The sequence below is a fragment of the Humitalea rosea genome (assembly GCF_003253705.1).
Taxonomy (GTDB): domain Bacteria; phylum Pseudomonadota; class Alphaproteobacteria; order Acetobacterales; family Acetobacteraceae; genus Humitalea; species Humitalea rosea.
Genome location: NZ_QKYU01000018.1, coordinates 76,846 through 99,348 on the forward strand (window position 1 = coordinate 76,846; position 22,503 = coordinate 99,348).

Here is a 22,503-nt window from a genome sequence, read left to right on the forward strand (position 1 = left end):
CTAGCCGTCTTCGAGGTGAAGCAGAAGGGCCAGGGCCAACATCAGCCCCGCCACCGCCGGCGCCCAGGCGGCCAGGATGACCGGCAGGGTCCCGGCCTCGCCGAATTCGCCCGAGATGCGGTCGAGCACAAACAGCGCAAACCCGGCCGCGACTCCGGCTGCGATCATCTGCGCGACGCCGCCCCGCCGCGCCGGGCGCATCGAGAATCCGGCAGCCAGCAGCGCCATCGCCGCGGCCAGCACCGGCAGGGACAACAGGGATTGGTATTGCAGCCGGTGCCGCACGGCCGAGAAGCCGGCCTGCTCCAGCACGGTGATGAAATCGGGCAGCGCCCAGAAGGAGAGGGTATCCGGGGTGGCGAAGCTGTCCTCGATACGATCGGGCGTGAGGTCGGTCGGGAACTCAACGCGCGGCTGCGGATGCGCCGTGCGATCGGCGCCGAACACCAGCGCGGAGGTGAGCACCCATTTGCCGAATTCCAGCCGCGCCTCGGGCGCCTCGATCCGCTCAAGCGGCCGGTCCAGTGCCGAAAGGCGCCAGACCGTGACGTCGGTCATGCGGAAGGCCGCGGTCTGGCGCGGCGTGCGCGCCGTCTCGGCGACGGGGCGGCCGGAAAGGATGGCGACCCCGTGCGACTCCAGCCCGCGATCGGCCTGCCGCAGCCACAGCCGCCCGGCGGCCAGGGAGGAAACGCCGCCCCCCACCCGTAGATAGGCATTGTCCAGCCGCTCCGCCCGCGCCAGCAGCGCGGCCGAGATGGGGGAGAGTGCCGTCACCGCGAACACCCCAAGCGCCACCGCGACCAGGAGCGGGCCGATCAGGAAGCCCCAGGCCGAGACCCCCGCCGCCCGGGCGACAATCAGCTCGGAGGAACGGGTCAGGCGCCAGAAGGCGATCATCCCGCCCAGCAGCAGCGCGAAGGGCATGATCTGCATCGCGACGAAGGGCAGCCGCATGGAGGCGATGCTGGCCACCAGCGCGAAGCCCACATCCGGCCGCGTCGCCGCCCGGCGCAGCAATTCGATGAAGTCGAACAAGGCGACGAGCCCGGTCAGCGCCACCAGCATCGCCAGCGCCGCCACCGCGAAGCGTCGGGCGACATAGGACCCGAGGGTGAGCGCCATCATGCCGCAGGCAGCCCGGGTGAGGTGGGGGCGGTCTCGGGCGGGGCCGGCACCGCGCGCGGCCAACCGGGCGCCCCGGAGAGCACCCAGGCCGAGACCAGCGCCGGCGCCACCGCGACGATCCATACGAGCCGGATCCAGGCATTGTCCCGCGCCGCCAGATTGCCGACGGCGAGGCCGAAGGCCAGCAACACCACCACGCTACCGACGCCCACGAGGATGGTCCCGCCGCCGCCATGCCGGCGGAAGCCGCCACCGAGTGCTGCCGCCAGCCCGACCATGGCGAAGGAGAGGGCGGTCAGCGGATTGGACAGGCGCTGGTGGCCCTCGGCGCGGAACTTCCGCAGGTCGCGTTCGGCCAGTTGCTCGGCCGGGTCCGGGTTCAGCAACTCTTCCACGAAGCGCTCGCGGCTGTCGCGTCTGCGGTCCTCGTCGGCGGCGCGCGAGCGGGCCAGATCCACGCTGTTCTCGGTGAAGGTCAGGCTGCCGAGGCGATAGCCCTGCGGCGTGCCAGGCGGGCTGCCGGGCGGCGGCGCGGTGCGCTCCACCTGCTGGCGGATGCCGTTGTGCAACGTGACACGGGGGCCCTGGGGGGTGGTGGTGATGCGGCCCTCCTCGGCCAGGATCGTCACCGGGGCGCCGGCATCGCGGCCATCATGGATGATCAGCCCGCGCAGGGTGCCATCGGCGTCGCGCTGCCGGGCATAAACGGTCAGATCCGGCCCGATGGTGGAAAACACCCCCTCCTGCAGCAGCACCGCCGCCATCTGGTTGCGGATCTCGAATTGCCATTCGCGGAAGGCGGTATGGCTGATCGGCACCAGCCAGAGCTGCAGGAACAGGCACAGCGCCGTGGCGAGGGTGGCAAGCGCCAGCGCCGGGCGGGCGAGGCGCCAATCCGACAGGCCGGTGCCCCGCATCACCACCAGCTCCCGGTCGCTGGCCAGCCGGACATAGGTGAACAGCACCACCACGAAGGTGGTGATCGGCAGGATCACCGAGAAGAAATTGGGCAGCAGCAGCGAGGTCAGCTTCACGAAGACGCCGAGCGACAGCCCGCGATCGAGCACGAGCTCGATGAAGCGCAAGGATTGGGTCAGCCAGACCAGGGCCGCGAGGCCGAGTGTCACGGCGATGAGGCCGATGCCCAATTGGCGGAAGATGTAGCGATCGACGCGGCTCATGTCGGGTGGTTCTATCAGCGCCAGAGCGGGACGGCGACTCCGCTTGCGGGGCGGCGCAGCAAGGCGTGCTCCTCCTCCAGAAACGCCCGCAAGGCCGAGGCCAGCACGACCCGCGTCCGGTCCGGCGTCGGGTCATCCCGGTGGCTGACCACGCCCAGCAGGCAGCCCTCGGCGGCATCGAATACCCCGGCACCCGATTCCCCCGGCTCCAGCCGTGCGGCGATCTCGGCATAGCCGCCGAAGGCTTGGCGGTCCTCCCGCATCGTGCCCAGCACCCGGGCGCGGAACACCCGCCAGGGGGAGGCGACGATGACGGTCTCGCCCGCCGCCGCATTGAAGGCGCAGGGGTGGGCCGCCGGGCCCGAGCCCCCCGGCAGCCGCAGCAGCCCGAGGTCGCGGCCGCCGAGGTAGCGCAGGCCGATCACCGGCTCGACCTCCGCTGTGCCGCTGCCGACCAGCTCGGCGAGGCGGGTGCTGCCCTGGAAGGTGACGGTGCTGCGCGGCAGGCTGGGCGGGCAGCCGCGCAGCAGCGCCGGCGCGCCATCCACCACATGTGCGGCGGTGACGAAGAGGCCGTTGCCCAGATGCACGGCGCTCCCGGTCGCCTCGCAGGGCGCGAGGCCGGTGTGGACGAAGGCGAGGACGCTGGCTATCCGGGCGTCGGCGCTCTCGCGCGGCCGGGCGGCGCAGCCTGCCAGCCCCGCCGCCAGGGCCAGGGCCAGCAGCAGCCGGTTCAGCTGGGCAGAACCTTGCCCGGGTTCATCAGCCCCTGTGGATCGAAGGCGGATTTGATGCGCCGCATCGCCTCCAGCTCCGCACCCCCGCGCCACGACTCCATCATGTCGGTCTTGAGCCGCCCGATGCCGTGCTCGGCGCTGAAGGAGCCATCCAGGTCGCGGACGACCTCGTTCACCGTGTCCATGATGTCATGGCCGCGGGCCAGGAACTCCGCGGCGGACATGTCCTCCGGCTGGGCCAGGTTCATATGGATATTCCCGTCGCCCATATGGCCGAAGGGCACCGGGCGGCTGCCGGGGATCAGCTTGCGCAGCGCCGCCGAGGCGCGGCGGATCAGCTCCGGCGTGCGGGAGACGGGGACGGAGACGTCGCTCTTCACGCTGGCGCCGGCGCGTTTCTGGGCCTCGGGGTGTTCTTCCCGCAGGCGCCAGATCGCGGCAGCCTGGGCGTCGGATCGCGCCAAAGCGGCATCCAGCACCTCCTCGGCCGCCATCGCGTCCTCCAGCACCGATTCCATCAGCCCATGCAGATCGGCATCGGCGCGGGAGGAGGCGAGATCGACGAGGCAGTAGTGGTCGTGTTCGCCCTCGACCGGCACCGTCGCCCCCTCGATGTGGCGGCGGACCATGCCCATGCCGATGCCGGACATGTATTCGAAGGCGCGGATCGCCGTCTCGTCCCGGTCGCGGAAGCGGCGGAACAGCGCCAGCGCCGCATCCTCCGACGCGACGGCGCAGAGGGCGACCGCCGTCGCGCGGGCGGGCGGGTAGAGCCGCAGGGTGGCCGCGGTGATCAGCCCGAGGCTGCCCTCGGCGCCCACGAACAGATGCTTCAGCGCGTAGCCGGTATTGTCCTTCCGCAAGCGGCGCAGCCCGGAGAAGACCTGCCCATCGGGCAGCACCACCTCAAGGCCCAGCATCAACTCCCGCGCATTGCCGTAGCGCACGGTGGTATTGCCGCCGGCGTTGGTCGAGAGCACGCCGCCGATGGTGGCCGAGCCCTCGGCGCCCAGTGACAGCGGGAACAGCGCGCCGGCCGCCGCGGCGGCCTCTTGAGCAGATTTGAGGATGACCCCGGCCTCGGCCGTCATGGTCATGTCCAGCGTGTCCACATCCCGGATGCGGTTCATCCGGGTGAGGGAGAGGATGACCTGCCGCCCGCTCTCATCCGGGGCGGCGCCGCCGACCATGCTGGTATTGCCGCCCTGGGGCACCATCGGCACCCCGGCCTGGGCCAGCAGCCGAACGGTGGCCGAGACCTCGCTGGTGCTGGCCGGGCGCAGCAGGCAGGGGGTCGCGCCCTGGTACAGGCCGCGCCAATCGGTGGTCCAGGCAGCCAGATCGGCGGCATCGGTCACCACCCCCTTGGGGCCGAGCACGGCGGTCAGCGCCGTGAGCAGGCCCGGGGGCAGTGCGGGGAGGGGAGGGGTTGCATCCGGCATGGTGGTCGCATCCATGCGCGTGGCGGCGCCCCGGTCAACTGGGGTGGGTCAACTGGGGCGGCCGCATCGGAGCCTTGTGTGGCGCGGCCGCGTCAGCGCGTCCCCTGCGGCAGCCCCGGCGCATCGAAGCCGTGGCGGGCCAGTACCGCCTGGCCGGCCGGGGAGAGGATGAACAGCGCGAAGCGCGCCGCCTCCGGCCGGTCGGAGAGCAGGATCAGCCCGTAATCCGCCGCGACGGAGAGTGCCGCCGGCACCGCGATCTGTTGCAGCGAGGGGTCGGCGGCGCGGGCCAGCAGCGCATTGGTGCAATAGGCGAGGTAGATATCCGCCGCCCCGCGCTCGAACTGCCAGGCGTAGGAATCCCGCCCCGGCGGCGGGGTCGGGCTGTTCGGCCCGCCCGACAATTGCAGGGCACGCGCCTCCAGCGCCGCGCGTGCGCCAGGGCGCAGGCCCTCGGCGCGGGCGAACAGCGCGAAGGCGTAATCCCCCGACGGATCGGCGCGGGGGGTGGAGATGCCGAGCTTCACCGCCGGGTCGAGCATCCGGTCGAGCAGGGTCTCGCTCGTCACCGCAAGGCCGGACCGGGCGATGGCGCAAAGCCGGTTACGGGCGAAGAGCACGGTCGGGCGGCCGCGTTCCCGCCCCAGCGCCTCGGGGTGTTCCATATTGGCGCTGGCGAAGACCTCGGCGGGCTCGCCGGCGGCGATCCGCTGCCGCAGCAGGCCGGAGGGGCCGAAGCTGGTCGTGACCGGCCCGCCGCCAGGGCTGGCGGCAAAGGCGGTCGCGACCTCCGACAAGGCCGCGCGCAGGGAGCCGGCGGCGGCGAGCCGCACCGGCTCGGCGCTGGCCGGGGTGGCCGCCACCAGGGCCAGGAGCAGCGCCAGCCGCTTCACGACACCGGCTCGGGCTGGGTGGCGTTGGGGAAGAACAGCTGCTCACCGTTGATCTTGTAGCCCGCGATCGCCGTCTGTCCCGCCGGCGAGATCAGCCAGTCGATGAAGCGCTGGCCATCGACGACCTTGACACTCGGATGCCGCTGCGGGCTGACCAGCATGACGCCATACTGGTTGAACAGCCGGGCATCGCCCTCGACCACGATCTTCAGCTCCTGCCGGTTGCGGAAGGCGAGCCAGGTGCCGCGATCGGCCAGGATATAGGCGTTCTGCGCGGCGGCGGCGTTCAGCGCCGGGCCCATGCCCTGGCCGACCTCGCGGTACCAGGCGCCACGGCCCTGCACCGGATCGACACCCGCCTGCACCCAGAGCCGCAGCTCGGCCGCATGGGTGCCCGAGCGGTCGCCGCGCGAGACGAAGGGGGAGGCAGCGGCGGCGATGCGGCGCAGCGCCTCGGCGGTGTCCCGCAGCCCGGCGATATGGGCGGGATCGGCGGCGGGGCCGATCAGCACGAAGTCGTTGAACATGACGTGGTGGCGCGGCCCGCCATAGCCCTCGGTGACGAAGCGGGTCTCGGCGACGCGGTCATGGACGAACAGCACATCCGCATCCCCCCGCCGGCCGACATCCAGCGCCTGCCCGGTGCCGAGGGCGACGACACGCACGGTGATGCCGCTGGCCTGGGTGAAGATCGGCAGCAAATAGCCGAACAGCCCCGATTGCTCGGTGGAGGTGGTGGAGGCGACGGTGATGCTGCGCTCCTGCGCCAGCGCCGGCAGGGCCAGCGCCCCCAGGAAGACGGCGAGAAGGGTTCTGCGAAGCGTCTTGAGCATGGTGGCTCTCCCTTGAGTGTTGGTGTGCCTCACCAGACCAGCTGCCCTTGCAGGAAGGCGGCGGCCTCGGGCGTTTCGGGTTCGGTGAAGAAGACCTCGGCCGGCGTCTGTTCGAGCAGCCGGCCGCGATGGAGGAACACCACATCCCCGGCGAGGCGGCGTGCCTGCCCGAGGTCATGGGTGGTCATGACGATCTTGGTGCCGCGGGCGGCGAGGGCGGTGACGATCTGCTCCACCGCACGTGTCGCGGCGGGGTCCAGGCTCGCGCAGGGCTCGTCGAGGAACAGCACATCGGGGTTCAGCGCTGCGGCGCGGGCCAGCGCCAGACGCTGCTGCTCGCCGCCGGAGAGGCGGCGCGCGGGCCGCCCCGCCAGCGCCTCAAGCCCGACCAACGCCAAGGCGGCGCGGGCGCGCGCATCGCGTTCGCCGCGCGGCACCCCGGCCAGGGCCAGCGGATAGAGCGCATTGCCGAGCACGGAGCGCCGCAGCAGCACCGGGCGCTGGAACACCATGGCCTGACGCCGGCGGGGCTCGGGCGCGGGCGCGTAGACGATGCGGCCGGCGGTGGGGTCCAGCAGCCCATGCAGCAGGCGCAGCAGCACGCTCTTGCCGGCGCCATTGGGGCCGATGATGAGGGTGGGGGCGCCCGGTTCAATGGTCAGGAACACGTCGCACAGGATATCGACGCCGTTGCGGGCGAAGCCGAGCCCTTCGGCGGTCAGCGGCAGGATGGTGTCGGGCGCCCGCATCAGCCGGCCCAGCGTGCCGAGCTGTCGCGCAGCACCTGGGCCGCCGCATTCACCGTCAGCACGATCGCCATCAGCACCATGCCGAGTGCCAGGGCCAGCGGCAGGTCGCCCTTGCTGGTCTCCAGCGCGATGGCGGTGGTCATCACCCGGGTAAAGCCGTCGATGTTGCCGCCGACGATCATCACGGCGCCGACCTCGGCGCTCGCGCGGCCAAACCCCGCCAGCAGCACCGTCAGCAGCGCGTAGCGCCCGTCCCAGAGCAGGGTTGGCACCGCGCGCCAGGGGCCGGCGCCGAAGGAGCGGAGCTGTTCGGAATATTCCTCCCACATGCCTTCCAGCAGCTGCCGCGCCAGTGCTGCGAGGATGGGCGCGATCAGCACCGCCTGGGCGATCACCATCGCGGTGGGCGTGAACAGCAGGCCGAGCGGGCCGAGCGGGCCGGAGCGGGACAGCAGCAGATAGACCAGCAGCCCGCAGACCACCGGTGGCAGCCCCATCAGCGCATTGAGGGCGACGATCATCACCCGCCGCCCCGGAAACTGCGCCACCGCCAGCAGCGCCCCGAGCGGCAGGCCGACCAATGCCGCGATGGCGACCGCCGTCAGGCTGACCCGCAGCGACAGCAGCACCACCTGCACCACCGCGGGATCGGCGGTGGTGACCATCGAGGCGGCTGTGGTCAGGGCGCTGCCCAGGTCGTTCAAGCGTCTTTCCCCATGGCTTAGCAGAACTGGAACCGGCAGGAGAAAGCGTCAACCGTATTGGTGCTTGACGTGGCTACATCGTTTGCCGGATTTTGCCGGCATATGCCGGATGTCCTGACCCTGAAGGAGGCTGCGGCCTTCCTCCGCCTCTCCGAACGCTCGCTGTATGAGCTGGCGCGCGGCGGACGCGTGCCCGCCGCGCAGATCGGCGGCAAATGGCTCTTTCCCCGCCGGCAGCTGGAACACTGGCTGAGTGCGGCGGCGGATAACGCCGAAGGCGCGCGCGCAGCGCCCCCCGCCATCCTCGCCGGCAGCCATGATCCGCTGCTGGATTGGGCGGTGCGGCAATCGGGCTGCGGCCTGGCGCTGCGCTCGGGGGGCAGCCTGGAGGGGCTGGCGGCCCTGGCCGCCGGCGAGGCGGTCGCCGCCGCCACGCATCTGCTCGACCCGGATAGCGGTGCCTTCAACGAACCGGCGGTGCGCGAGATGCTGGCCGGGCGCGGCGTGGTCGGGCTGGTCTGGGCTTGGCGGGAGCAGGGGTTGATGGTCCCCGCCGGCAATCCGCTGGGGCTCGCCCGCGTCACCGACCTGACCCGGCCGGGGCTTCGGATGGTCGGGCGGCAGCCGCGGGCGGGCAGCCACGTCCTGCTCGGGCATCTGCTGGCCGAGGCCGGGGTGCGGGTCGAACAGATCGGCTTCCTGGCGCAGCCGGCGCTGGCCGAGGATGAGGTGGCCGCCGCCGTGCTGGAAGGCCGCGCCGAGGTCGGCTTCGGCATTCGCGCCGAGGCGACGGCGCGGGGGCTGGATTTCGTGCCGCTGATCCGGGAGCGCTTCGATCTGGTGATGGAACGCAGGCATGCTTTTGAGCCGCCGCTGCAACGGCTGCTGGGCTTTGCCCGTGGTGCGCTCTTCGCCGCGCGGGCGGGGCACATGGGCGGCTATGACATTGCGCCGACGGGGCAGGTCGCGTTCAACCTTTGAGGCAGCATCTTTCCGTTGCATGAACGGATCGCTATCTGGGACCCATCTCTGTGGAGAGGTGCGACATGAACCGCAGGTTGCTTCTTGGCAGTGCGATGGCCCTGGCTGCGGGGCGCGCGCGGGCGCAGATGCCGCATCATGGCGCGCCGATCCCGCCCGAGCGGCTTGCGCCCCTGCGCGGCGATGGCCCGGTCGTCCTGACCCCCGCCCAATACGCGCAGCGCTTCGTGGAAAGCCCCGCCCCCGCCGGCCCGTCCGGCCACTGGGAGGAACGCGCGCTGCTGCCGATCCCGCGCACGGAGATGGCCTGGGCCGCCGAATGGGCCGGCAAGCTGCATGTCATCGGCGGCTATGCGGAGCAGCTGGTCAACAACAGCTACCACCATGTGTATGATCCCGGGGCCGACAGTTGGGCCGAGGCCGCCCGCCTGCCGCGGGGCGCCAATCATGTCGGCGTGGTCGCCCATGCCGGGCGGATCTATGCCTTCGGCGGCTTCTCGGCGCAGAACCGAAATGCCGACACGCTGGCCTTTGTCTATGACGTCGCCGCCGATCGCTGGGACGCCATCGCGCCGATGCCGCGGCCGAGGGCGGCCGGCTCGCTCGCGGTGCTGGGCGGCAAGATCCACCACATCGGCGGGGCCTCGAACCCCGACAGCGAACGCGCCTCGGTCGGCTGGCACGAGGTCTATGATCCGCAGGCGGATGCGTGGAGCGCGCGAAAAGCGCTGCCCGGCGCCCGCGACCATGCCGGGGCGGTGGTGCGTGAGGGCGCGATCCATGTGATCGGCGGCCGGTTCAACACCTTCGAATACAACACCGGCCTGCATCACGTGTATTTCGCCGACCGCGACACCTGGGAGGCACGGGCGCCGCTGCCGACGCCGCGCTCCGGCCATGGGTTGGTGATCTTGCGCGGGCGGTTCTTCGCGATGGGGGGCGAGAGCGGGCGGTTCGAGGGGCGGGTGCTGACCGGCCATGTGCATGGCCAGGTCGAGAGCTACGACCCCGTCGCCGATACCTGGCAGCAGCATGCGCCGATGCCGACGCCGCGCCATGGCATGGGAGCCGTCACCATCGGCGACTGGATCCATGTGGCGGGTGGCGGGCCGGTGGTGGGCGGCGGGGTGAAATCCGCGGTGCACGAGGCCTTGTACCCTGGGGTGATCAGGCCTCCGCGAAGGCGGGGACGGCGCGTGCCAACCCGCCATAGGCATCCAGCATCCGCTCGCGCCAATCATAGAGCGGATCATCCTTGGCCAGCAGCGCAAACGGGCTGACGCAGCGCGCCCATTGGAAGCAGCCGAAGACGATATGATCGGCATAGGCGGGGGTGACGCCGCCCAGCCAGTCGCGCTGGCGCAGCACGAGACGCAGCGGCAGCAGCGACTGGCGGAAGGCGACCACCGCCGTCTCCCGGTCGGCCGAGACCTGCGCCAAGGGCATGCCAAAGCGCGCCTCGCGGCTCTCGTGAAAATAGGCGCGGTCGTGTTCGACCAGTACGGCCGGAATATCGGCGACGATCAGCCGCGCGATGGGGCCCATCAGCATCGCATCGGCGAAGCTGTTGACGAAGAGCGACAGCGCCCGCCCGCCCTCGCCACGGAACAGCGAGGGGCGGGCGGGGTAGCTCTCCTCCAGCCATTCGGCGATGGCCCAGCTGTCGGACAGGCTGCCGCCCGGGTGTTCCAGCACCGGCACCTTGGTATGCGGCGCGATGGCGGCGCGATCGGTGAAGCGCCAGGGCAGGGTTTCGACCGCCAGCCCCTTGTGTACCAGCGCCATCCGGGTGCGCCAGCAATAGGGGCTGAAGCGCCGCGCGGGGTCCTCCCCGGCCAGATCCCATAGCTTCAAGCCGCTCATGTGTTTGATCCCCGCAGTCCAGCCTATGCTGCCGCCAGGGGAGGGGCTGTGCAAATGGACGACACGCTGTTGCTGGCCCTGGACCAGGGCACCACCTCGACGCGCGCCATCGCCTTCGGGCTGGATCTGGTCCCGCGCGCCACGGCGCGGATCGAGCTACCGCAGCACTACCCGGCCCCGGGCTGGGTGGAGCATGAGCCGGCCGACCTGCTCGCCCATAGCCTGTCGGTGCTGCGCGAGGTGATGGCCCGCGCGCCCGGCCGCATCGCCGGGCTCGGGCTGACCAACCAGCGGGAGACCGTGCTGCTCTGGGATCGCGCAACCGGGCGGGCACTGGCCCGGGCGATCGTCTGGCAGGACCGCCGCACCGAGCCCGCATGCGAGCGGCTGCGGGCCGAGGGCGCCGGACCCCTGATCGCCGAACGCAGCGGGCTGCTGCCGGACCCCTATTTCAGCGCGACCAAGCTCGCCTGGCTGCTCGACACCATCCCCGGCGCCCGCCCGGCCGCGGCCCGGGGGGAGCTGTGCTTCGGCACGGTCGATAGCTGGCTGCTTTGGCATCTGACCGGCGGGCGGGTGCACGCGACCGATGCGACCAACGCCGCCCGGACCATGCTGTTCGACATCCGCAACGGTTGTTGGGACGATGATCTGCTGCGGCTGTTCGACATTCCGCGCGCGGTGCTGCCGCAGGTGATGGATTGCGCCGCCGAATTCGGCACCACCGATCCCTCCGTGCTCGGCGCGGCCCTGCCCATTCGCGGGATCGCGGGCGATCAGCAGGCGGCGACCCTGGGCCAGGCCTGCTTCACCCCGGGGATGGTGAAATCGACCTATGGCACCGGCTGCTTCGCCCTGATGGTGACGGGCGATACGCCGGTCGCCTCCGCCAACCGGCTGCTGACCACCATCGCCTGGCAGTTGGGCGGCCGCCGCACCTATGCGCTGGAGGGCGCGATCTTTGCCGCCGGGGCTGCGGTACAATGGCTGCGGGATGGTTTGCGGATCATCGGGGATGCCGCCGAAAGTGGGCCGCTGGCCTTGCGTGCCGACCCGGCCCAGGCGGTGGTGATGGTGCCGGCCTTCGTCGGCCTCGGCGCGCCGCATTGGGATGCGGAGGCGCGCGGGGCCATCTATGGGCTGACCCGCAACACCGGCCCCGCGGAGATTGCCCGCGCGGCGCTGGAGGCCGTGGCCTTCCAGACCCGCGACCTGATGGACGCGATGGCCGCCGACCTCTCCGGCCTGTCGCCCACGGTGCTGCGCGTCGATGGCGGGATGAGCGCCAGCGATTTCACGATGCAGTTCCTGGCCGATATCCTGGACGCGCCGGTGGACCGGCCGGTGGTACAGGAGACGACCGCCCTCGGGGGCCGCCTATCTGGCGGGTGTACAGGCCGGGCTGCTGGCAGCGCCGGGTGATGTCGCCGCCGGTTCGCAATGGCGGTTGGAGCGGCGATTCCTGCCCGGCATGGCCCCGGCGGAGGCCGCGCGGCGCCGTGCTTTATGGCGGGGGGCCGTGGCAAGAACATTAACGAACCGCTCACGCCATGATGCGCAGTATCCTCTTTGACCCGGCCCGAAAGCCGCCTAGGCTAATGATAGGACATTAAGACACCTTCATTTAGTTCGGGCATCGGATTACGAAGATCGGTCCACCCGAGGTGGGGCGAGATCGGCGGCACGGGGAGTCATGCGATTGGCCGAGTTCTGGGCCGAGTGGGGTTGGCTGGCCTATGGCGTGGCTGCTCTCTGGGCGTTCTTCGAAGGTGAGACCTTCGTGCTTGCCGCCGCGGCGGTGGGGGCGGTGTCTGGCGCCGTGAATCCCTGGATCCTGGGCGGCTGCGTCTGGTTCGGCTCCTATGCCGGTGACCAGACCTGGTTCTGGCTCGGGCGGCGATATGGCCCCAGTGTCCTGCGACGATTTCCAAACGCCGAGAAAAAAGTTGTTTCTGCGACGTCGCTGCTCGATCGCTACGGCACCATGTTCGTGCTGAGCTTCCGCTTCCTTTATGGCATCCGCAACGTGGCCTCGGCGGCCTGCGGTCTCGCGGGCATGGACCCGGCGCGGTTTGCCATCCTCAACTTCATCGCGGCCGGGATCTGGGCCTGGACCTTCGTCGCGGCCGGCTGGTACCTCGCGGTCTGCCTGGGGCCGGACTCGCTTGGCTACGTCATCGCGGCCGTCGGGCTGATCATCCTGCTTGGCTTCCTCACCCGCGCCTGGCTGGCGCGCCGCCGTCGCCGGGCCGTGGCCCTGGCCGGCGAGGGGCCGCTGCGCTGAGTCAGCCGATGGCGGCGTGGCGCTCCTTCATGATCCGCAGCACATGGTCTGGGTCCTCGGACCACCAGCGGCGGGAGAGGAGTTCCACCTCCACCAGCCCGGCGTAGCCCGCCGCCTCCGCCATCGCCTGGAAGCCGCCAAGGTCGATGACGCCATCGCCCGGCATGCCGCGGTCGAAGACGAGGTCGGTCGTCGGCACCAGCCAATCACAGATATGCAGCCCGGCGATGCGGCTGCCCGCACGTGCCATGTTCGCCGCCAGCACCGGGTCCCACCACACATGGTAGGCATCGACGGCGACCCCGGTGCCCGAGCCCAGCGCATCGCAAAGATCCAGCGCCTGCGCCAAGGTGGAGAGCACGCTGCGATCGGCGCAGGTCATCGGATGCAGCGGTTCGAGTGCCAAGGTGACGCCGGCTGCGCGGGCCTCGGGCAGGATCGCCGCCAAGCCATCGGCCACCATCTGCCGCGCCCCGGGCAGGTCGCGCGAACCGGGCGGCAGGCCGCCGCAGACCATGACGAGGCAGGCGGCGCCGATGGCATGGGCCTCGGCGATGGCGCGGCGGTTGTCCTCGATGGCGGCGGCGCGGCCGGCGGCATCTGCGGCGGGGAACATGCCGCCGCGGCAAAGCCCGCTGACGGTCAGCCCCGCATCGCGGATTTGCCGCGCGGCGGCCTCCACACCCATGGCGGCCAGCACATCCCGCCAGGGCGAGATGCCGGGGATGCCGTGCCGGGCACAGCCCTCGATGCATTCCGCGAGGCCCCAGGCTTCCTTGACGGTGACGGTGTTGAGCGAGAGCGGCCTCATGCCACGCCATGCACCGCGAGCAGCGACCGCATCCGCGCCACCGCGAGATCGGGATCGCGCAGCAGCCCGGCCGCATCGGCCAGCCGGAACAGTTCCGAAAAATGCTGGATGGAGCGGGTGCTCTGCTGGCCGCCGACCATGACGAAATGGTCCTGGTGGCCGTTCAGCCAGGCCATGAACACCACGCCGGTCTTGTAGAAGCGTGTCGGCGCCTGGAAGATGTGGCGCGACAGCGGCACCGTTGGCGCCAGGATGTCGTGAAAGGTGGTGAGGTCGTTCTTCGACAGCGCGGCCAGCGCGCCGCCGACCGCAGGCGCGATCGGGTCGAAGATGCCGAGCAGCGCGTCGGAATGGCCCTGCGCATCGCCGGCGATCAGCTCGGCGTAGTTGAAGTCGTCGCCGGTATACATCCGCACCGATTTCGGCAGGCGGCGGCGCATGGAAATCTCTTTCTGGTCATCCAGCAAAGAGATCTTCACGCCATCGACCTTGTCGGCATGGGCGTGGATCACGGCCAGCGCCGTCTCCATCGCCGCCATGTGGTCGTGGTTGCCCCAGTAGCCTTCCAAGGCCGGGTCAAACATCTCGCCCAGCCAATGGATGATCACCGGCTGCTTCACCTGGCTCAGGATGCGGTCATAGACGCGCTCGTAGTCGGCCGGGGATTTCGCTGCCTTCGCCAAGGCGCGAGACGCCATCAGGATGATGCGGCCGCCCATCGCCTCGACCGCCGCGCATTGTTCCTCATAGGCGCGGATGACGTCGTCGATGGTGACGTCGGGGCCGGGCGGCAGATGGTCGGTGCCGGCGCCGGAGGCCATGACCGCGTCCGGAAAATCCCGCATGGCGTCGAGCGAACGCTTGATCAGTTCTTGCGCGCCCACCCAGTCGAGGCCCATGCCGCGCTGCGCCGTGTCCATGGCCTCGGCGACGCCGAGGCCGAGTGACCAGAGGTACTGGCGGAAGGCGATGGTGCGGTCCCAATCGACCTTCACATCCAGCCAGGGGTCCTGCGGCGCCATGGCGTCGGCGACCAGATGCGCCGCGGCGAAGGCAATGCGGGGGAAGGGGGGCGTCGCCTTGGGGAAAACGCGGGGGGCGCCGGTGGTGAAGGGCGCGAGACCGCCCGGCACGGGAAGCGTGAGGGTTGCCATCACACGGTCAACTCCGGCAGGTCGATCCAGCGGCGCTCCGCCCAGGATTGCAGCCCGGCTTCAGCGAGTTGCACGCCCTTGGCGCCGGCCAGCAGATCCCAGGGGTAGGTCGGAACGTCGCCGGCCACGTAACGCAGGAATAGCTCCCACTGGGCGCGGAACCCGTTCGGGTAGGCCTGGGTATCGGGGATTTCCTGCCAGCCCTCGAAGAAGTCGATGGGCTGCGGCACGTCCGGGTTCCAGACGGGCTTGGGCGTGTTTACCCGGCTCTGGGTCCAGCATTTTTGCAGGCCGCAGACGGCGCTGCCATGGGTGCCATCGACCTGGAAGGTGGCGAGGTCGTCGCGCCGCACGCGGGTGACCCAGGAGGAGTTGATATGGGCGATCACCCCGCCTTCGAGCTGGAAGGTCGCATAGGCGGCATCGTCGGTATCGGCGACATAGGGCTTGCCGTCCTCGCCGATCCGTTCGGGGATATGAGTGGCGCCGAGGCAGGAGACGCTGCGGACCTCACCGAACAGATTGTCCAGCACGTAGCGCCAGTGGCAGAGCATATCGAGGATGATGCCGCCGCCTTCCGCTTTCTTGTAGTTCCAGGAGGGACGCTGCGCCGGTTGCAGATCGCCTTCAAAGACCCAGTAGCCGAACTCGCCCTTCACCGACAAAATCTTGCCGAAGAAGCCGCTGTCGATCGCCATCTTCAACTTGCGCAGGCCGGGCAGGAACAGCTTGTCCTGCACCACGCCGTGCTTGATGCCGGCGGATTTGGCGATGCGGGCGAGATCCAGCGCCTCGGCCAGCGTGTCCGAGGTCGGCTTCTCGCAATAGATGTGCTTGCCGGCGGCGATCGCCTTGCGGATCAGCCCTCCGCGCATCTGCGTCGTGGCGGCATCGAAGAAGATGGTGTCCTCGGGGTTCGCCAGGCAGGCGTCGAGGTCGGTCGACACCCGCTCGATCCCATAGGCCTTGGCCAAAGCGCGCAGCTTGCCTTCGTTGCGGCCGGTGATGACGGGGTCGGGCATCAGCCGGTCGCCATTGGTCAGCGGCACGCCGCCATCGGCGCGGATCGCGGCGATGGAGCGGATGAGATGCTGGTTCATCCCCATCCGGCCGGTCACGCCGTTCATGATGAGGCCAATGCGTCGTTCCGCCATGCGCTGTCTCCCGATCGGTAACCGGATGGTTACTTCCTCGGTCGGGCGGTCGTCAAGGCCGCAGGTAGCCGAGCACGACCTCCTCGATATGCGCCTCGCGCGCGGCCAGCGATGCCTCGGTATGCAGTTCCGCGCCGAAGATGGTGGAGAGGGTGTGGCGGTTGGCGATGTAGAAATGCCCGAGGCCGAGGATCGAGACGTAGAGCTGCATCGCATCCACCCCGTCGCGGAACACACCCTCCCGCTGCCCGCGCGCCAGCACGGCGCCGAGGGCGGCCAGCAGGGGGGAATAGAGTGCCGGCACCGCGCCGCTGCGCTTGAGATAGGCGGCGCGGTGGATGTTCTCCTGGTTCAGCAGCGCCACGAATTCGGGGTGGGCTGCAGTATAGCGCAGGTTGAAGCGCACCAGCGCCCGCATCGCTTCGACCGGCGGCAGGTCGGCGGTTTCCAGCGCATGTTCCTCGGCGCGCTTGGCGGCATAGGCGGTTTCCAGCACCGCCAGCCACAGCTCCTCCTTGCTGCCGAAATGCGCGTAGATCATGCGCTTGTTGGCATCGGCGCGGGTCGCGATCTCATCCACCCGGGCGCCGGCCAGCCCGTTGGCGGCGAATTCGGTCAATGCCGCATCGAGGATACGCTGGCGCGTCGCGGCCGCACGCGGCGACAGGGGGGCCGCCACCCCGCGTCTGCCTACCTCCGCCAAATCGCTCATATCGTACTGTCCTTGCCTGTCGGCCTGCATCTTGGACCATGGACGGCGGGGCTTCCGCTTGCCAGCCTGAAGCCATGGACGCAACACGGCTGATGCCGCCCAAACCCCGGCTGATCGGCACGATCACCCCCTCAGGCAATACCGTGGTCGAACGCACGACCCAGGCGATGCTGCGCGATCTGCCGGAGGCCGCGGCGCTGTTCGCGCGCATCCCCGTGCATGGCGAACGTGATCCGTTTCCGGACAGCTACAACCTGGACGCGATGCTGGTGGCCGCGGCTCTGCTCGCCCATGCAAGGCCGGATGCGATCATCTGGAACGGGAGCAAGGGCGGGAGCATCGGGCTCGAGCACGACCGCGACCTGGTGGCGCGGATCACGCAGGCGACAGGCATCCCCGCCGATACCTCCGGCCTTGCGCTGCTGCGCGCGTTGGAGCGGGCCGGTGTCCGCGCCATCGGGCTGCTGACGCCCTATGCCGAAGGGCCCCAGCACCGGCTGGTGGAGCGCCTCGGGCGGGATGGCGTGGCGGTGGTGGCGGAGCGGCATCTGGGGATGACCGACAATCTGTCCTACGCCTCGGTCGGTTACGAGACGATCCTGTCCCAGGCGCAGGCGCTGGCGGCGGGCAGGCCGGATGTGCTTCTGGCCTGGTGCACCAATTACCCGGCGGCACCGCTGGCGGCCGAGGTCGAGGCGGAGACGGGGATACCGCTTTGGGATGCCACCGCGCTGGGGCTCCTTGGCGGGCTCGGGCTGGCCGGGGTCACGGCACGGCCGGTGGGCTGGGGCAGCCTTGCGGGAGTGATCTGAGCGCCCGTCAGGCGCCTGCGACGTCTGACGGGACCGACCGAGCCATGATCGCGCCCGATGCGGTGCCGCGGCCCGGCCCGGGGACCGGCGGCATGGCTGCTGAATTGTCCGCGGCATGCGATTTCCAGGATCTCGACGGGAAAGGATTGGCACCCGGATTGAGCCGGGCCACGCTGCAGGGAATTGGAGGAATTCCCATGCCCGACGCCCCCCCCTTCACCCCCTCGGCCCGGTATCCCGAGGAAGCGTTTGAGATGCTCGACCCGTCCTTCGCCCGGTTCCGGGTGATGAATTCGGTGATCGAACGGCTTTGGACCGGGGGAGCCTGGTCTGAAGGGCCGGTCTGGTTCGGTGCGCACCGGACCCTGCTTTGGTCCGACATTCCCAACCAGCGGATCCTGCGGTGGGAGGAGGATGGCGGCACCGTGTCGGTGTTCCGCAGCCCCTCCAACTTCGCCAACGGCAACACCACGGACCGTAGCGGCCGGTTGGTCACCTGCGAGCATGGCGGACGGCGCGTCACTCGGACAGAACATGATGGGCGGATCACCGTGATGGCCGACCGGTTTGAGGGGAAGCGGCTCAACAGCCCCAACGATCTGGTGGTGAAATCGGATGGCAGCATCTGGTTCACCGATCCGCCCTTTGGAATCATGAGCAACTACGAAGGCAGCATGACGGAGCCCGAATTGCCGCACGGCGTGTACCGGGTCGATGGCAGGACGCGGGCGATCAAGCTGGTCGCCGAAGGCATCCCCGGGCCCAATGGCCTCGCCTTCAGCCCCGATGAATCGATCCTCTACATCGTGGCGAGCCGGGCCGAGCCGCGGCAGATCCTGGCCTGTGATGTGTTGGATGATGGCGCAAGGCTCGGAACGCCGCGCGTGCTGATCCAATGCGCCGCAGGCGAATCGCCGGACGGGTTCCGTTTGGATACGGAGGGCAATCTGTGGTGCGGCTGGGGCATGGGCGCCGGCCAGGATGGGGTGCGGGTTTTCAACGCTGCGGGAGCGCCGCTTGGGCACATCCACCTGCCGGAACGCTGTGCAAACCTTGAGTTTGGCGGCCGTCACCGCAACCGGCTGTTCATGGCGGCAAGCCGGTCCCTCTACGCCGTGACGGTTAACGCCACTGCCGCGGTCTGATGGGCTTGCATGGCTTGAACCTGCATGGCATAGGCTGCGGCAGAGCGGGCGGGCGTAGCTCAGGGGTAGAGCACGACCTTGCCAAGGTCGGGGTCGAGGGTTCGAATCCCTTCGCCCGCTCCAGTCGGTTTCCCAACCTACCGTTTCCCGTTCCCGAGTAGCGCTGTGAACCGCAGGTTTTCTGGGGTTTTGGCGCGACGGCTTGATGGTTGGAGAACGCAACGACCGGCGTTTCCGTCTCCCCAGGGCCATTCTCTCTCCGAAGCTCGGGACTTGGGCGATTGAGTCTACAAGCCTGAAACCCTGGAAACAGGCCGATCTCCCGGCGCGCAGCCGACTTGGGGTTGGGGGTGAGACCGCTCGGGCGATGGCCACCCGGCGCAAACTGCGGCCGTCTCTCATCCCGAGGGTAAAGGCCCCGTTCTGGGTTCGAGCAGGCGTCTCGCCACATCATCGGCCGAGGCAAGGGACGACGAGCGGCAGCGAACCCGTGTAGAGTCAGCGCTTGTTGGATGAAGATCTGGCGATGGGCAGGGGGCGACAGCGTTGAGGCCAGAAATACAGATAACCGTCGCCATGCTGGAAGAGGCAGCGCGGCTGGCCCCTACGGTGCGGGTCGCGCGAACCCAAGAGAGCGAAGTGGACACGCTTGGCGGTATTCTTGGTGAGTTTGCGTTCGCCGAGTGGTTTACGGGCGACTGGCGTAGCGCGCACGAGGTAGGCCGAAATAAAGGCCACGCAGATTTCCGGGGCGTTGTTGAAGTTAAGGCATCCGTTTACCCGTTCCGCGAAACGCTGCATTTGGTCGTGCGCGAGGACTACGGAGGGAAACCGAAACCCCTCTACGTGCAGGTGATTGTCTCCACAGACCCCGGATCAAAGAAGTCTATCGTGCCGGGGACTCGGGCCATTCTGTGCGGCTACGCGTATCATGAGGACGTTGCCGCAGCGAAGCTCATGCCCATGCCGATGGGGGGTGGGCGCTTCACACGCTACCGGACTTTCCAGATTCCTATCCGCCAACTTCGGCCGATGGGCGGTTTCCAGGAAGCCTACGAGGCTATTTCTGGTCCGGGTTGACGGGACGCGGTGTTGCGCCTTCCACAGCTTCGACCGCCTTCAGCGCGGGCACGACCAGCGAATAAAATCGATCGCGACTGATGCTGGTTCCGGCTCCGAGTTGGCCCGTATCGTAAAGACGCCGAATCAGCGGAGAGGGGACAACGAAGACCGGCACATCCGGAAACAACGTGATGTCAGAGCAAAGATAGCCGCCGATCGAGTCGAGTTTTTCGAAGAAGCCTCCTTCCTCAAAACGCCGCCCGCTGCCGACCATGTAACTCGGGCAAAAATAGATGTTCTTGCTGACAGATCGAACTTCCCAGCACTGACCTGCCTCGTCGATCAGGTCGTAGCCGGCGCCCTCCGAGGCAGCGAGCCGCCATCCCGGATGGGCGTCCCGGAATCTCCGTTCAAGGATGAACGAAATGCGTCGACCGTCCCTGAAATAACGAACGACGTCGTCCCTGCCGATCTTCAGGGCAGCCGCGAGCCCATCCAGCTCCCAGGTAAAGCGTAGCGTGCGATCCAATCGACGACATCCCAAGCATCTAGATCGCAAAAGGAGCATTTGCGGCAGCCTCCGTCTAGTGACGGACCGCGGCTCCCCTATCCGCCAGGATCAGCAGAGGAGATGATACCGAATCGATGCAAGCGGGGAAACCATGGCGGCACGTTCGGCGCGAGTTGTGGCTGTGGAGGATGCTGAGCCTGAGGCCAAGCTCACGTCCTTCAGTGAATTTTACACAAGACTCCAGCGGTGGGAGGGAATTGCCAATCCTCGGAACCTCATTGGCCCCTGGCCGCCGCGACGGCGGGAAGGGATCGCCGCTGCACTTTCGGCAGGGTTCGACGCCGCTGGCTTGCTTGGCGCCGAGATACCCGGATTTGCCGGTAGCACCCCCCAGTCCAGAGGTAATAAGGCAGCAAAGTTCCTGAAGGACCGGCTTACCGCCGTTCCCTCCTATCGGTTGGGCGTCATCGGTGGGGCGGGATACCCAGATTTCGTCCTACGGTGGCAGGGCGGATGGTGCTGCGCAGAGGTGAAGAGCACGTCCAAGCTGGATGGCGACGCCAGCAGCCTCCGCATCGTGCTGACCGGCTCCACCGCGCGTCTACGTGCTGAAATCGATAGAATCGGCCACGACGCGCCTCCGCCATGCCACCTCCTCTTCACGCTCAACCACAATGATGAGGGCGTCGTGACCGGAATGCGGCTGGACTTTCTCGAGCCGGACACGATGGTCAGCGTCAAGCTTGAAGCGTCCACTTCCCGAGTAATGCTTGGGCGAGGCCAGCAGAGATTTCACTCGCACCCTTGAGGTGCGCGCTTCGTTTAATGACGGCGAAGGAGCACGATTCGGTTGGTGTTTGTGCCCTTTGCATTGTTGTCCACGCCCCAGCAGTTGGCCGTCTTTGTGAACTCCTGCTGATTGACTATGACGGCCAGCCTGTCGAAAGGCAGACCTTCGGCAGCGCGCCACACCGCACGCTCTAGTAGAACCTTTCCATTACGGACTTCTCCCACCTCGAACGCTACATGGCCTCCGGGCCGGACGATTCGTGCCATTTCGGTCAAAGCGGCGCGAACCATCGCCTCCCAGGCTACCTCGGTGCGGTGCATAGCGATCTCGACGGCGTCGGCGTCAATGCCCGCGAACCATCCGCGCAGCCAATTGTCTTGCGCATATTGGACGATATCGAGGAAGGGCGGCGACGTAACAACGAGGTTCGCTGATCCGTCGGGTATGTGCGCCATCCGGGCGGCAGGACCCGTTCCAAGCATCGCGGGAGGGTGTGCGGGGGGAAGACCGTCCTTCAGCAGCTGTCGGGTCTTCTTGAGGATAACTGCCTTCACGTCGCGCAGAGGGGGCACTTGGTTGCGTTTGACGTTTATACGGAGCTGGTTCGTTACCGAGGTCGCTTGGTTCGGCGGCAGCGTGTAGACCGAGAAGAAGCCAGGCGAGTGGCCGGTGAGACGGTTGATCGCCACCATTCGTAACCAGTCTGTGGCAGGGTCGGGGCGCCGCTCGTCGAGTGGAGCCTCCCGCAATAGCCATTCTCGCAGTGCGCAGATTTGGCTGAGCGTCCCGGGGTGATAAAAGGCGAGAAGGTCACTGCGGACTTGGCCGGCGCGTTCCCAGGAAACCTCATTGAGGCGCTTCGCGATCATCGCGAGCGGTGGCGGCGCAAGGCGCGGACGGGTAAGCAGCGTAGACAACGGGTTGACGTCATTCCCGAGGGGTCGGCGGGCCATGAGCGCTGCCTGCACCGGCGTGGTCCCTCTGCCCATGAACGGATCAAGCACCCCGTCGCCGGGGAGGGTCAGTCTGTCGATGAAAAACTCGGGCAGCTGCGGCTTAAAGCAGGCGCGATAGCTGACTTCGTGGATGCTGTGTGCCTGACGTTGGCCCGCGGTCCAGAACTCGTTTACCAGGTAGGGGATCCCGTCCTCAATCCACTCGCGTGTCTCTGTTCCGAAGTCCCGAAATGACCGGACTGCGGCCAGAAAGACCTCCGACGACATAGCGCTGGGCGTTGCAGACGAAGCAGGGACCGACGGCGCAAGCGCCGGCTCATCGAACAGAGGCAGAGCTTCACGCTGCACGCGGAGGGCGGACGATCTGGACATAGCGACTCCAATTCAATGTGCACACTAACGCAGCGACGAGGCGCGTACAACCCTCAATGCTCCCGCGGCGCCGCGAGGCAAGGTTCCTCTATTAGCCGCGTTTCGATGCAGGCCGCGTTGTCTGGCTTGCTCCACGGCCCAAGCGGGCCTCGGCTTTGTGAAATTTCACCCCGGCGCGGCCTCAGCTGGCGACGGGATTGGAGCCGACCTCCCGCGCGACGGCCGGCGG

At 68.7% G+C, this 22,503-nt stretch carries 22 protein-coding genes, 1 tRNA gene and 1 pseudogene; 9 read left to right on the forward strand and 15 right to left on the reverse strand.

What is annotated here, in order from left to right; translation table 11 throughout:
- The 8 genes from lptG to C8P66_RS15880 all read right to left on the reverse strand — a co-directional run bounded on the left by lptG (position 1) and on the right by C8P66_RS15880 (position 7,667).
- Positions 1–1,128, reverse strand: coding sequence for an LPS export ABC transporter permease LptG (lptG, locus tag C8P66_RS15845; protein WP_111399289.1), 1,128 nt, complete (start codon positions 1,126–1,128; stop codon positions 1–3).
- Positions 1,125–2,309, reverse strand: coding sequence for an LPS export ABC transporter permease LptF (gene lptF, locus C8P66_RS15850; protein ID WP_111399254.1), 1,185 nt, complete (start codon positions 2,307–2,309; stop codon positions 1,125–1,127). The genes lptG and lptF overlap by 4 nt, the downstream gene beginning before the upstream one ends.
- Positions 2,310–2,323: 14 nt before the next feature.
- Positions 2,324–2,899, reverse strand: a complete 576-nt coding sequence (locus C8P66_RS15855; protein ID WP_158537269.1) for a trypsin-like peptidase domain-containing protein — start codon at positions 2,897–2,899, stop codon at positions 2,324–2,326.
- A 143-nt stretch (positions 2,900–3,042) separates the two neighbouring features.
- Positions 3,043–4,503, reverse strand: coding sequence for an FAD-binding oxidoreductase (locus C8P66_RS15860; RefSeq protein ID WP_245903581.1), 1,461 nt, complete (start codon positions 4,501–4,503; stop codon positions 3,043–3,045).
- A 77-nt stretch (positions 4,504–4,580) separates the two neighbouring features.
- A complete protein-coding gene (locus C8P66_RS15865; protein WP_111399256.1) occupies positions 4,581–5,381 on the reverse strand; it encodes a molybdate ABC transporter substrate-binding protein in 801 nt (266 codons plus the stop codon).
- Positions 5,378–6,214 (reverse strand): substrate-binding domain-containing protein, encoded by an 837-nt coding sequence (locus C8P66_RS15870; RefSeq protein WP_111399257.1) that lies wholly within the window; start codon positions 6,212–6,214, stop codon positions 5,378–5,380. The genes C8P66_RS15865 and C8P66_RS15870 overlap by 4 nt, the downstream gene beginning before the upstream one ends.
- 29 nt (positions 6,215–6,243) lie before the next feature.
- A complete protein-coding gene (locus C8P66_RS15875) occupies positions 6,244–6,963 on the reverse strand; it encodes an ATP-binding cassette domain-containing protein (protein ID WP_111399258.1) in 720 nt (239 codons plus the stop codon).
- The gene (locus C8P66_RS15880; protein ID WP_245903583.1) at positions 6,963–7,667 is read right to left on the reverse strand and encodes an ABC transporter permease; all 705 of its coding nucleotides are present in this window, start codon (positions 7,665–7,667) and stop codon (positions 6,963–6,965) included. The genes C8P66_RS15875 and C8P66_RS15880 overlap by 1 nt, the downstream gene beginning before the upstream one ends.
- A gap of 102 nt (positions 7,668–7,769) precedes the next feature.
- Here C8P66_RS15880 and C8P66_RS15885 point away from each other — a divergent pair, with 102 nt between their 5' ends.
- Positions 7,770–8,648, forward strand: a complete 879-nt coding sequence (locus C8P66_RS15885; RefSeq protein ID WP_111399259.1) for a helix-turn-helix transcriptional regulator — start codon at positions 7,770–7,772, stop codon at positions 8,646–8,648.
- A gap of 65 nt (positions 8,649–8,713) precedes the next feature.
- The gene (locus tag C8P66_RS15890) at positions 8,714–9,928 is read left to right on the forward strand and encodes a Kelch repeat-containing protein (RefSeq protein ID WP_111399260.1); all 1,215 of its coding nucleotides are present in this window, start codon (positions 8,714–8,716) and stop codon (positions 9,926–9,928) included.
- Here C8P66_RS15890 and C8P66_RS15895 read toward each other — a convergent pair.
- Positions 9,816–10,511, reverse strand: a complete 696-nt coding sequence (locus tag C8P66_RS15895) for a glutathione S-transferase family protein (protein WP_111399261.1) — start codon at positions 10,509–10,511, stop codon at positions 9,816–9,818. The genes C8P66_RS15890 and C8P66_RS15895 overlap by 113 nt on opposite strands.
- A 54-nt stretch (positions 10,512–10,565) precedes the next feature.
- On the opposite strand from C8P66_RS15895, the pseudogene glpK reads away from it, so the two are divergent.
- Both glpK and C8P66_RS15905 read left to right on the forward strand, forming a co-directional pair.
- Positions 10,566–12,084 (forward strand): annotated as a pseudogene (glpK, locus tag C8P66_RS15900) (glycerol kinase GlpK).
- Between the two features lie 120 nt (positions 12,085–12,204).
- Positions 12,205–12,795, forward strand: a complete 591-nt coding sequence (locus C8P66_RS15905) for a DedA family protein (protein WP_245903584.1) — start codon at positions 12,205–12,207, stop codon at positions 12,793–12,795.
- A 1-nt stretch (position 12,796) separates the two neighbouring features.
- On the opposite strand, the gene C8P66_RS15910 is transcribed toward C8P66_RS15905, so the two are convergent.
- The 4 genes from C8P66_RS15910 to C8P66_RS15925 are packed head-to-tail and all read right to left on the reverse strand — an operon-like array spanning position 12,797 to position 16,593.
- Positions 12,797–13,606 carry a sugar phosphate isomerase/epimerase family protein gene (locus C8P66_RS15910; protein ID WP_111399263.1) on the reverse strand — a complete coding sequence of 270 codons (810 nt, stop codon included), beginning with the start codon at positions 13,604–13,606 and terminating at the stop codon, positions 12,797–12,799.
- Positions 13,603–14,760, reverse strand: coding sequence for a dihydrodipicolinate synthase family protein (locus C8P66_RS15915; protein ID WP_111399264.1), 1,158 nt, complete (start codon positions 14,758–14,760; stop codon positions 13,603–13,605). Before C8P66_RS15915 ends, C8P66_RS15910 begins: the two co-directional genes overlap by 4 nt.
- On the reverse strand, positions 14,760–15,914 hold the full coding sequence (locus C8P66_RS15920) for a Gfo/Idh/MocA family protein (RefSeq protein ID WP_111399265.1): 1,155 nt from the start codon (positions 15,912–15,914) through the stop codon (positions 14,760–14,762). Before C8P66_RS15920 ends, C8P66_RS15915 begins: the two co-directional genes overlap by 1 nt.
- Positions 15,915–15,966: 52 nt before the next feature.
- A complete protein-coding gene (locus C8P66_RS15925; RefSeq protein ID WP_111399292.1) occupies positions 15,967–16,593 on the reverse strand; it encodes a TetR family transcriptional regulator in 627 nt (208 codons plus the stop codon).
- Positions 16,594–16,700: 107 nt separating this feature from the next.
- Between C8P66_RS15925 and C8P66_RS15930 the strand changes: the two genes are divergently transcribed.
- The 4 genes from C8P66_RS15930 (at position 16,701) to C8P66_RS23575 (ending at position 19,663) form a co-directional block, all read left to right on the forward strand.
- Complete coding sequence (locus tag C8P66_RS15930; protein ID WP_111399266.1) at positions 16,701–17,438, forward strand: maleate cis-trans isomerase family protein; 738 nt, start codon at positions 16,701–16,703, stop codon at positions 17,436–17,438.
- Positions 17,439–17,635: 197 nt separating this feature from the next.
- On the forward strand, positions 17,636–18,583 hold the full coding sequence (locus tag C8P66_RS15935) for an SMP-30/gluconolactonase/LRE family protein (RefSeq protein ID WP_111399267.1): 948 nt from the start codon (positions 17,636–17,638) through the stop codon (positions 18,581–18,583).
- Between the two features lie 48 nt (positions 18,584–18,631).
- Positions 18,632–18,706, forward strand: a tRNA-Gly gene (locus C8P66_RS15940).
- 453 nt (positions 18,707–19,159) lie between these two features.
- Positions 19,160–19,663 carry a hypothetical protein gene (locus tag C8P66_RS23575; RefSeq protein WP_146422895.1) on the forward strand — a complete coding sequence of 168 codons (504 nt, stop codon included), beginning with the start codon at positions 19,160–19,162 and terminating at the stop codon, positions 19,661–19,663.
- On the opposite strand, the gene C8P66_RS23580 is transcribed toward C8P66_RS23575, so the two are convergent.
- A complete protein-coding gene (locus tag C8P66_RS23580; RefSeq protein ID WP_146422896.1) occupies positions 19,644–20,174 on the reverse strand; it encodes a hypothetical protein in 531 nt (176 codons plus the stop codon). The genes C8P66_RS23575 and C8P66_RS23580 overlap by 20 nt on opposite strands.
- Positions 20,175–20,307: 133 nt before the next feature.
- Between C8P66_RS23580 and C8P66_RS23585 the strand changes: the two genes are divergently transcribed.
- Positions 20,308–20,964 carry a hypothetical protein gene (locus C8P66_RS23585; RefSeq protein WP_146422898.1) on the forward strand — a complete coding sequence of 219 codons (657 nt, stop codon included), beginning with the start codon at positions 20,308–20,310 and terminating at the stop codon, positions 20,962–20,964.
- 14 nt (positions 20,965–20,978) lie between these two features.
- On the opposite strand, the gene C8P66_RS15955 is transcribed toward C8P66_RS23585, so the two are convergent.
- A complete protein-coding gene (locus tag C8P66_RS15955) occupies positions 20,979–22,250 on the reverse strand; it encodes a DNA methyltransferase (RefSeq protein WP_245903586.1) in 1,272 nt (423 codons plus the stop codon).
- Between the last annotated feature and the right edge of the window lie 253 nt (positions 22,251–22,503).

Coding starts and splice junctions, on each gene's coding strand:
- lptG (WP_111399289.1), bottom strand. CDS start 1,128: ATGATGGCGCTCACCCTCGGGTCCTATGTCGCCCGACGCTTCGCGGTG.
- lptF (WP_111399254.1), bottom strand. CDS start 2,309: ATGAGCCGCGTCGATCGCTACATCTTCCGCCAATTGGGCATCGGCCTC.
- C8P66_RS15860 (WP_245903581.1), bottom strand. CDS start 4,503: ATGGATGCGACCACCATGCCGGATGCAACCCCTCCCCTCCCCGCACTG.
- C8P66_RS15870 (WP_111399257.1), bottom strand. CDS start 6,214: ATGCTCAAGACGCTTCGCAGAACCCTTCTCGCCGTCTTCCTGGGGGCG.
- C8P66_RS15875 (WP_111399258.1), bottom strand. CDS start 6,963: ATGCGGGCGCCCGACACCATCCTGCCGCTGACCGCCGAAGGGCTCGGC.
- C8P66_RS15885 (WP_111399259.1), top strand. CDS start 7,770: ATGCCGGATGTCCTGACCCTGAAGGAGGCTGCGGCCTTCCTCCGCCTC.
- C8P66_RS15890 (WP_111399260.1), top strand. CDS start 8,714: ATGAACCGCAGGTTGCTTCTTGGCAGTGCGATGGCCCTGGCTGCGGGG.
- C8P66_RS15895 (WP_111399261.1), bottom strand. CDS start 10,511: ATGAGCGGCTTGAAGCTATGGGATCTGGCCGGGGAGGACCCCGCGCGG.
- C8P66_RS15905 (WP_245903584.1), top strand. CDS start 12,205: ATGCGATTGGCCGAGTTCTGGGCCGAGTGGGGTTGGCTGGCCTATGGC.
- C8P66_RS15910 (WP_111399263.1), bottom strand. CDS start 13,606: ATGAGGCCGCTCTCGCTCAACACCGTCACCGTCAAGGAAGCCTGGGGC.
- C8P66_RS15915 (WP_111399264.1), bottom strand. CDS start 14,760: ATGGCAACCCTCACGCTTCCCGTGCCGGGCGGTCTCGCGCCCTTCACC.
- C8P66_RS15920 (WP_111399265.1), bottom strand. CDS start 15,914: ATGGCGGAACGACGCATTGGCCTCATCATGAACGGCGTGACCGGCCGG.
- C8P66_RS15930 (WP_111399266.1), top strand. CDS start 16,701: ATGGACGCAACACGGCTGATGCCGCCCAAACCCCGGCTGATCGGCACG.
- C8P66_RS15935 (WP_111399267.1), top strand. CDS start 17,636: ATGCCCGACGCCCCCCCCTTCACCCCCTCGGCCCGGTATCCCGAGGAA.
- C8P66_RS23575 (WP_146422895.1), top strand. CDS start 19,160: ATGCTGGAAGAGGCAGCGCGGCTGGCCCCTACGGTGCGGGTCGCGCGA.
- C8P66_RS23585 (WP_146422898.1), top strand. CDS start 20,308: ATGGCGGCACGTTCGGCGCGAGTTGTGGCTGTGGAGGATGCTGAGCCT.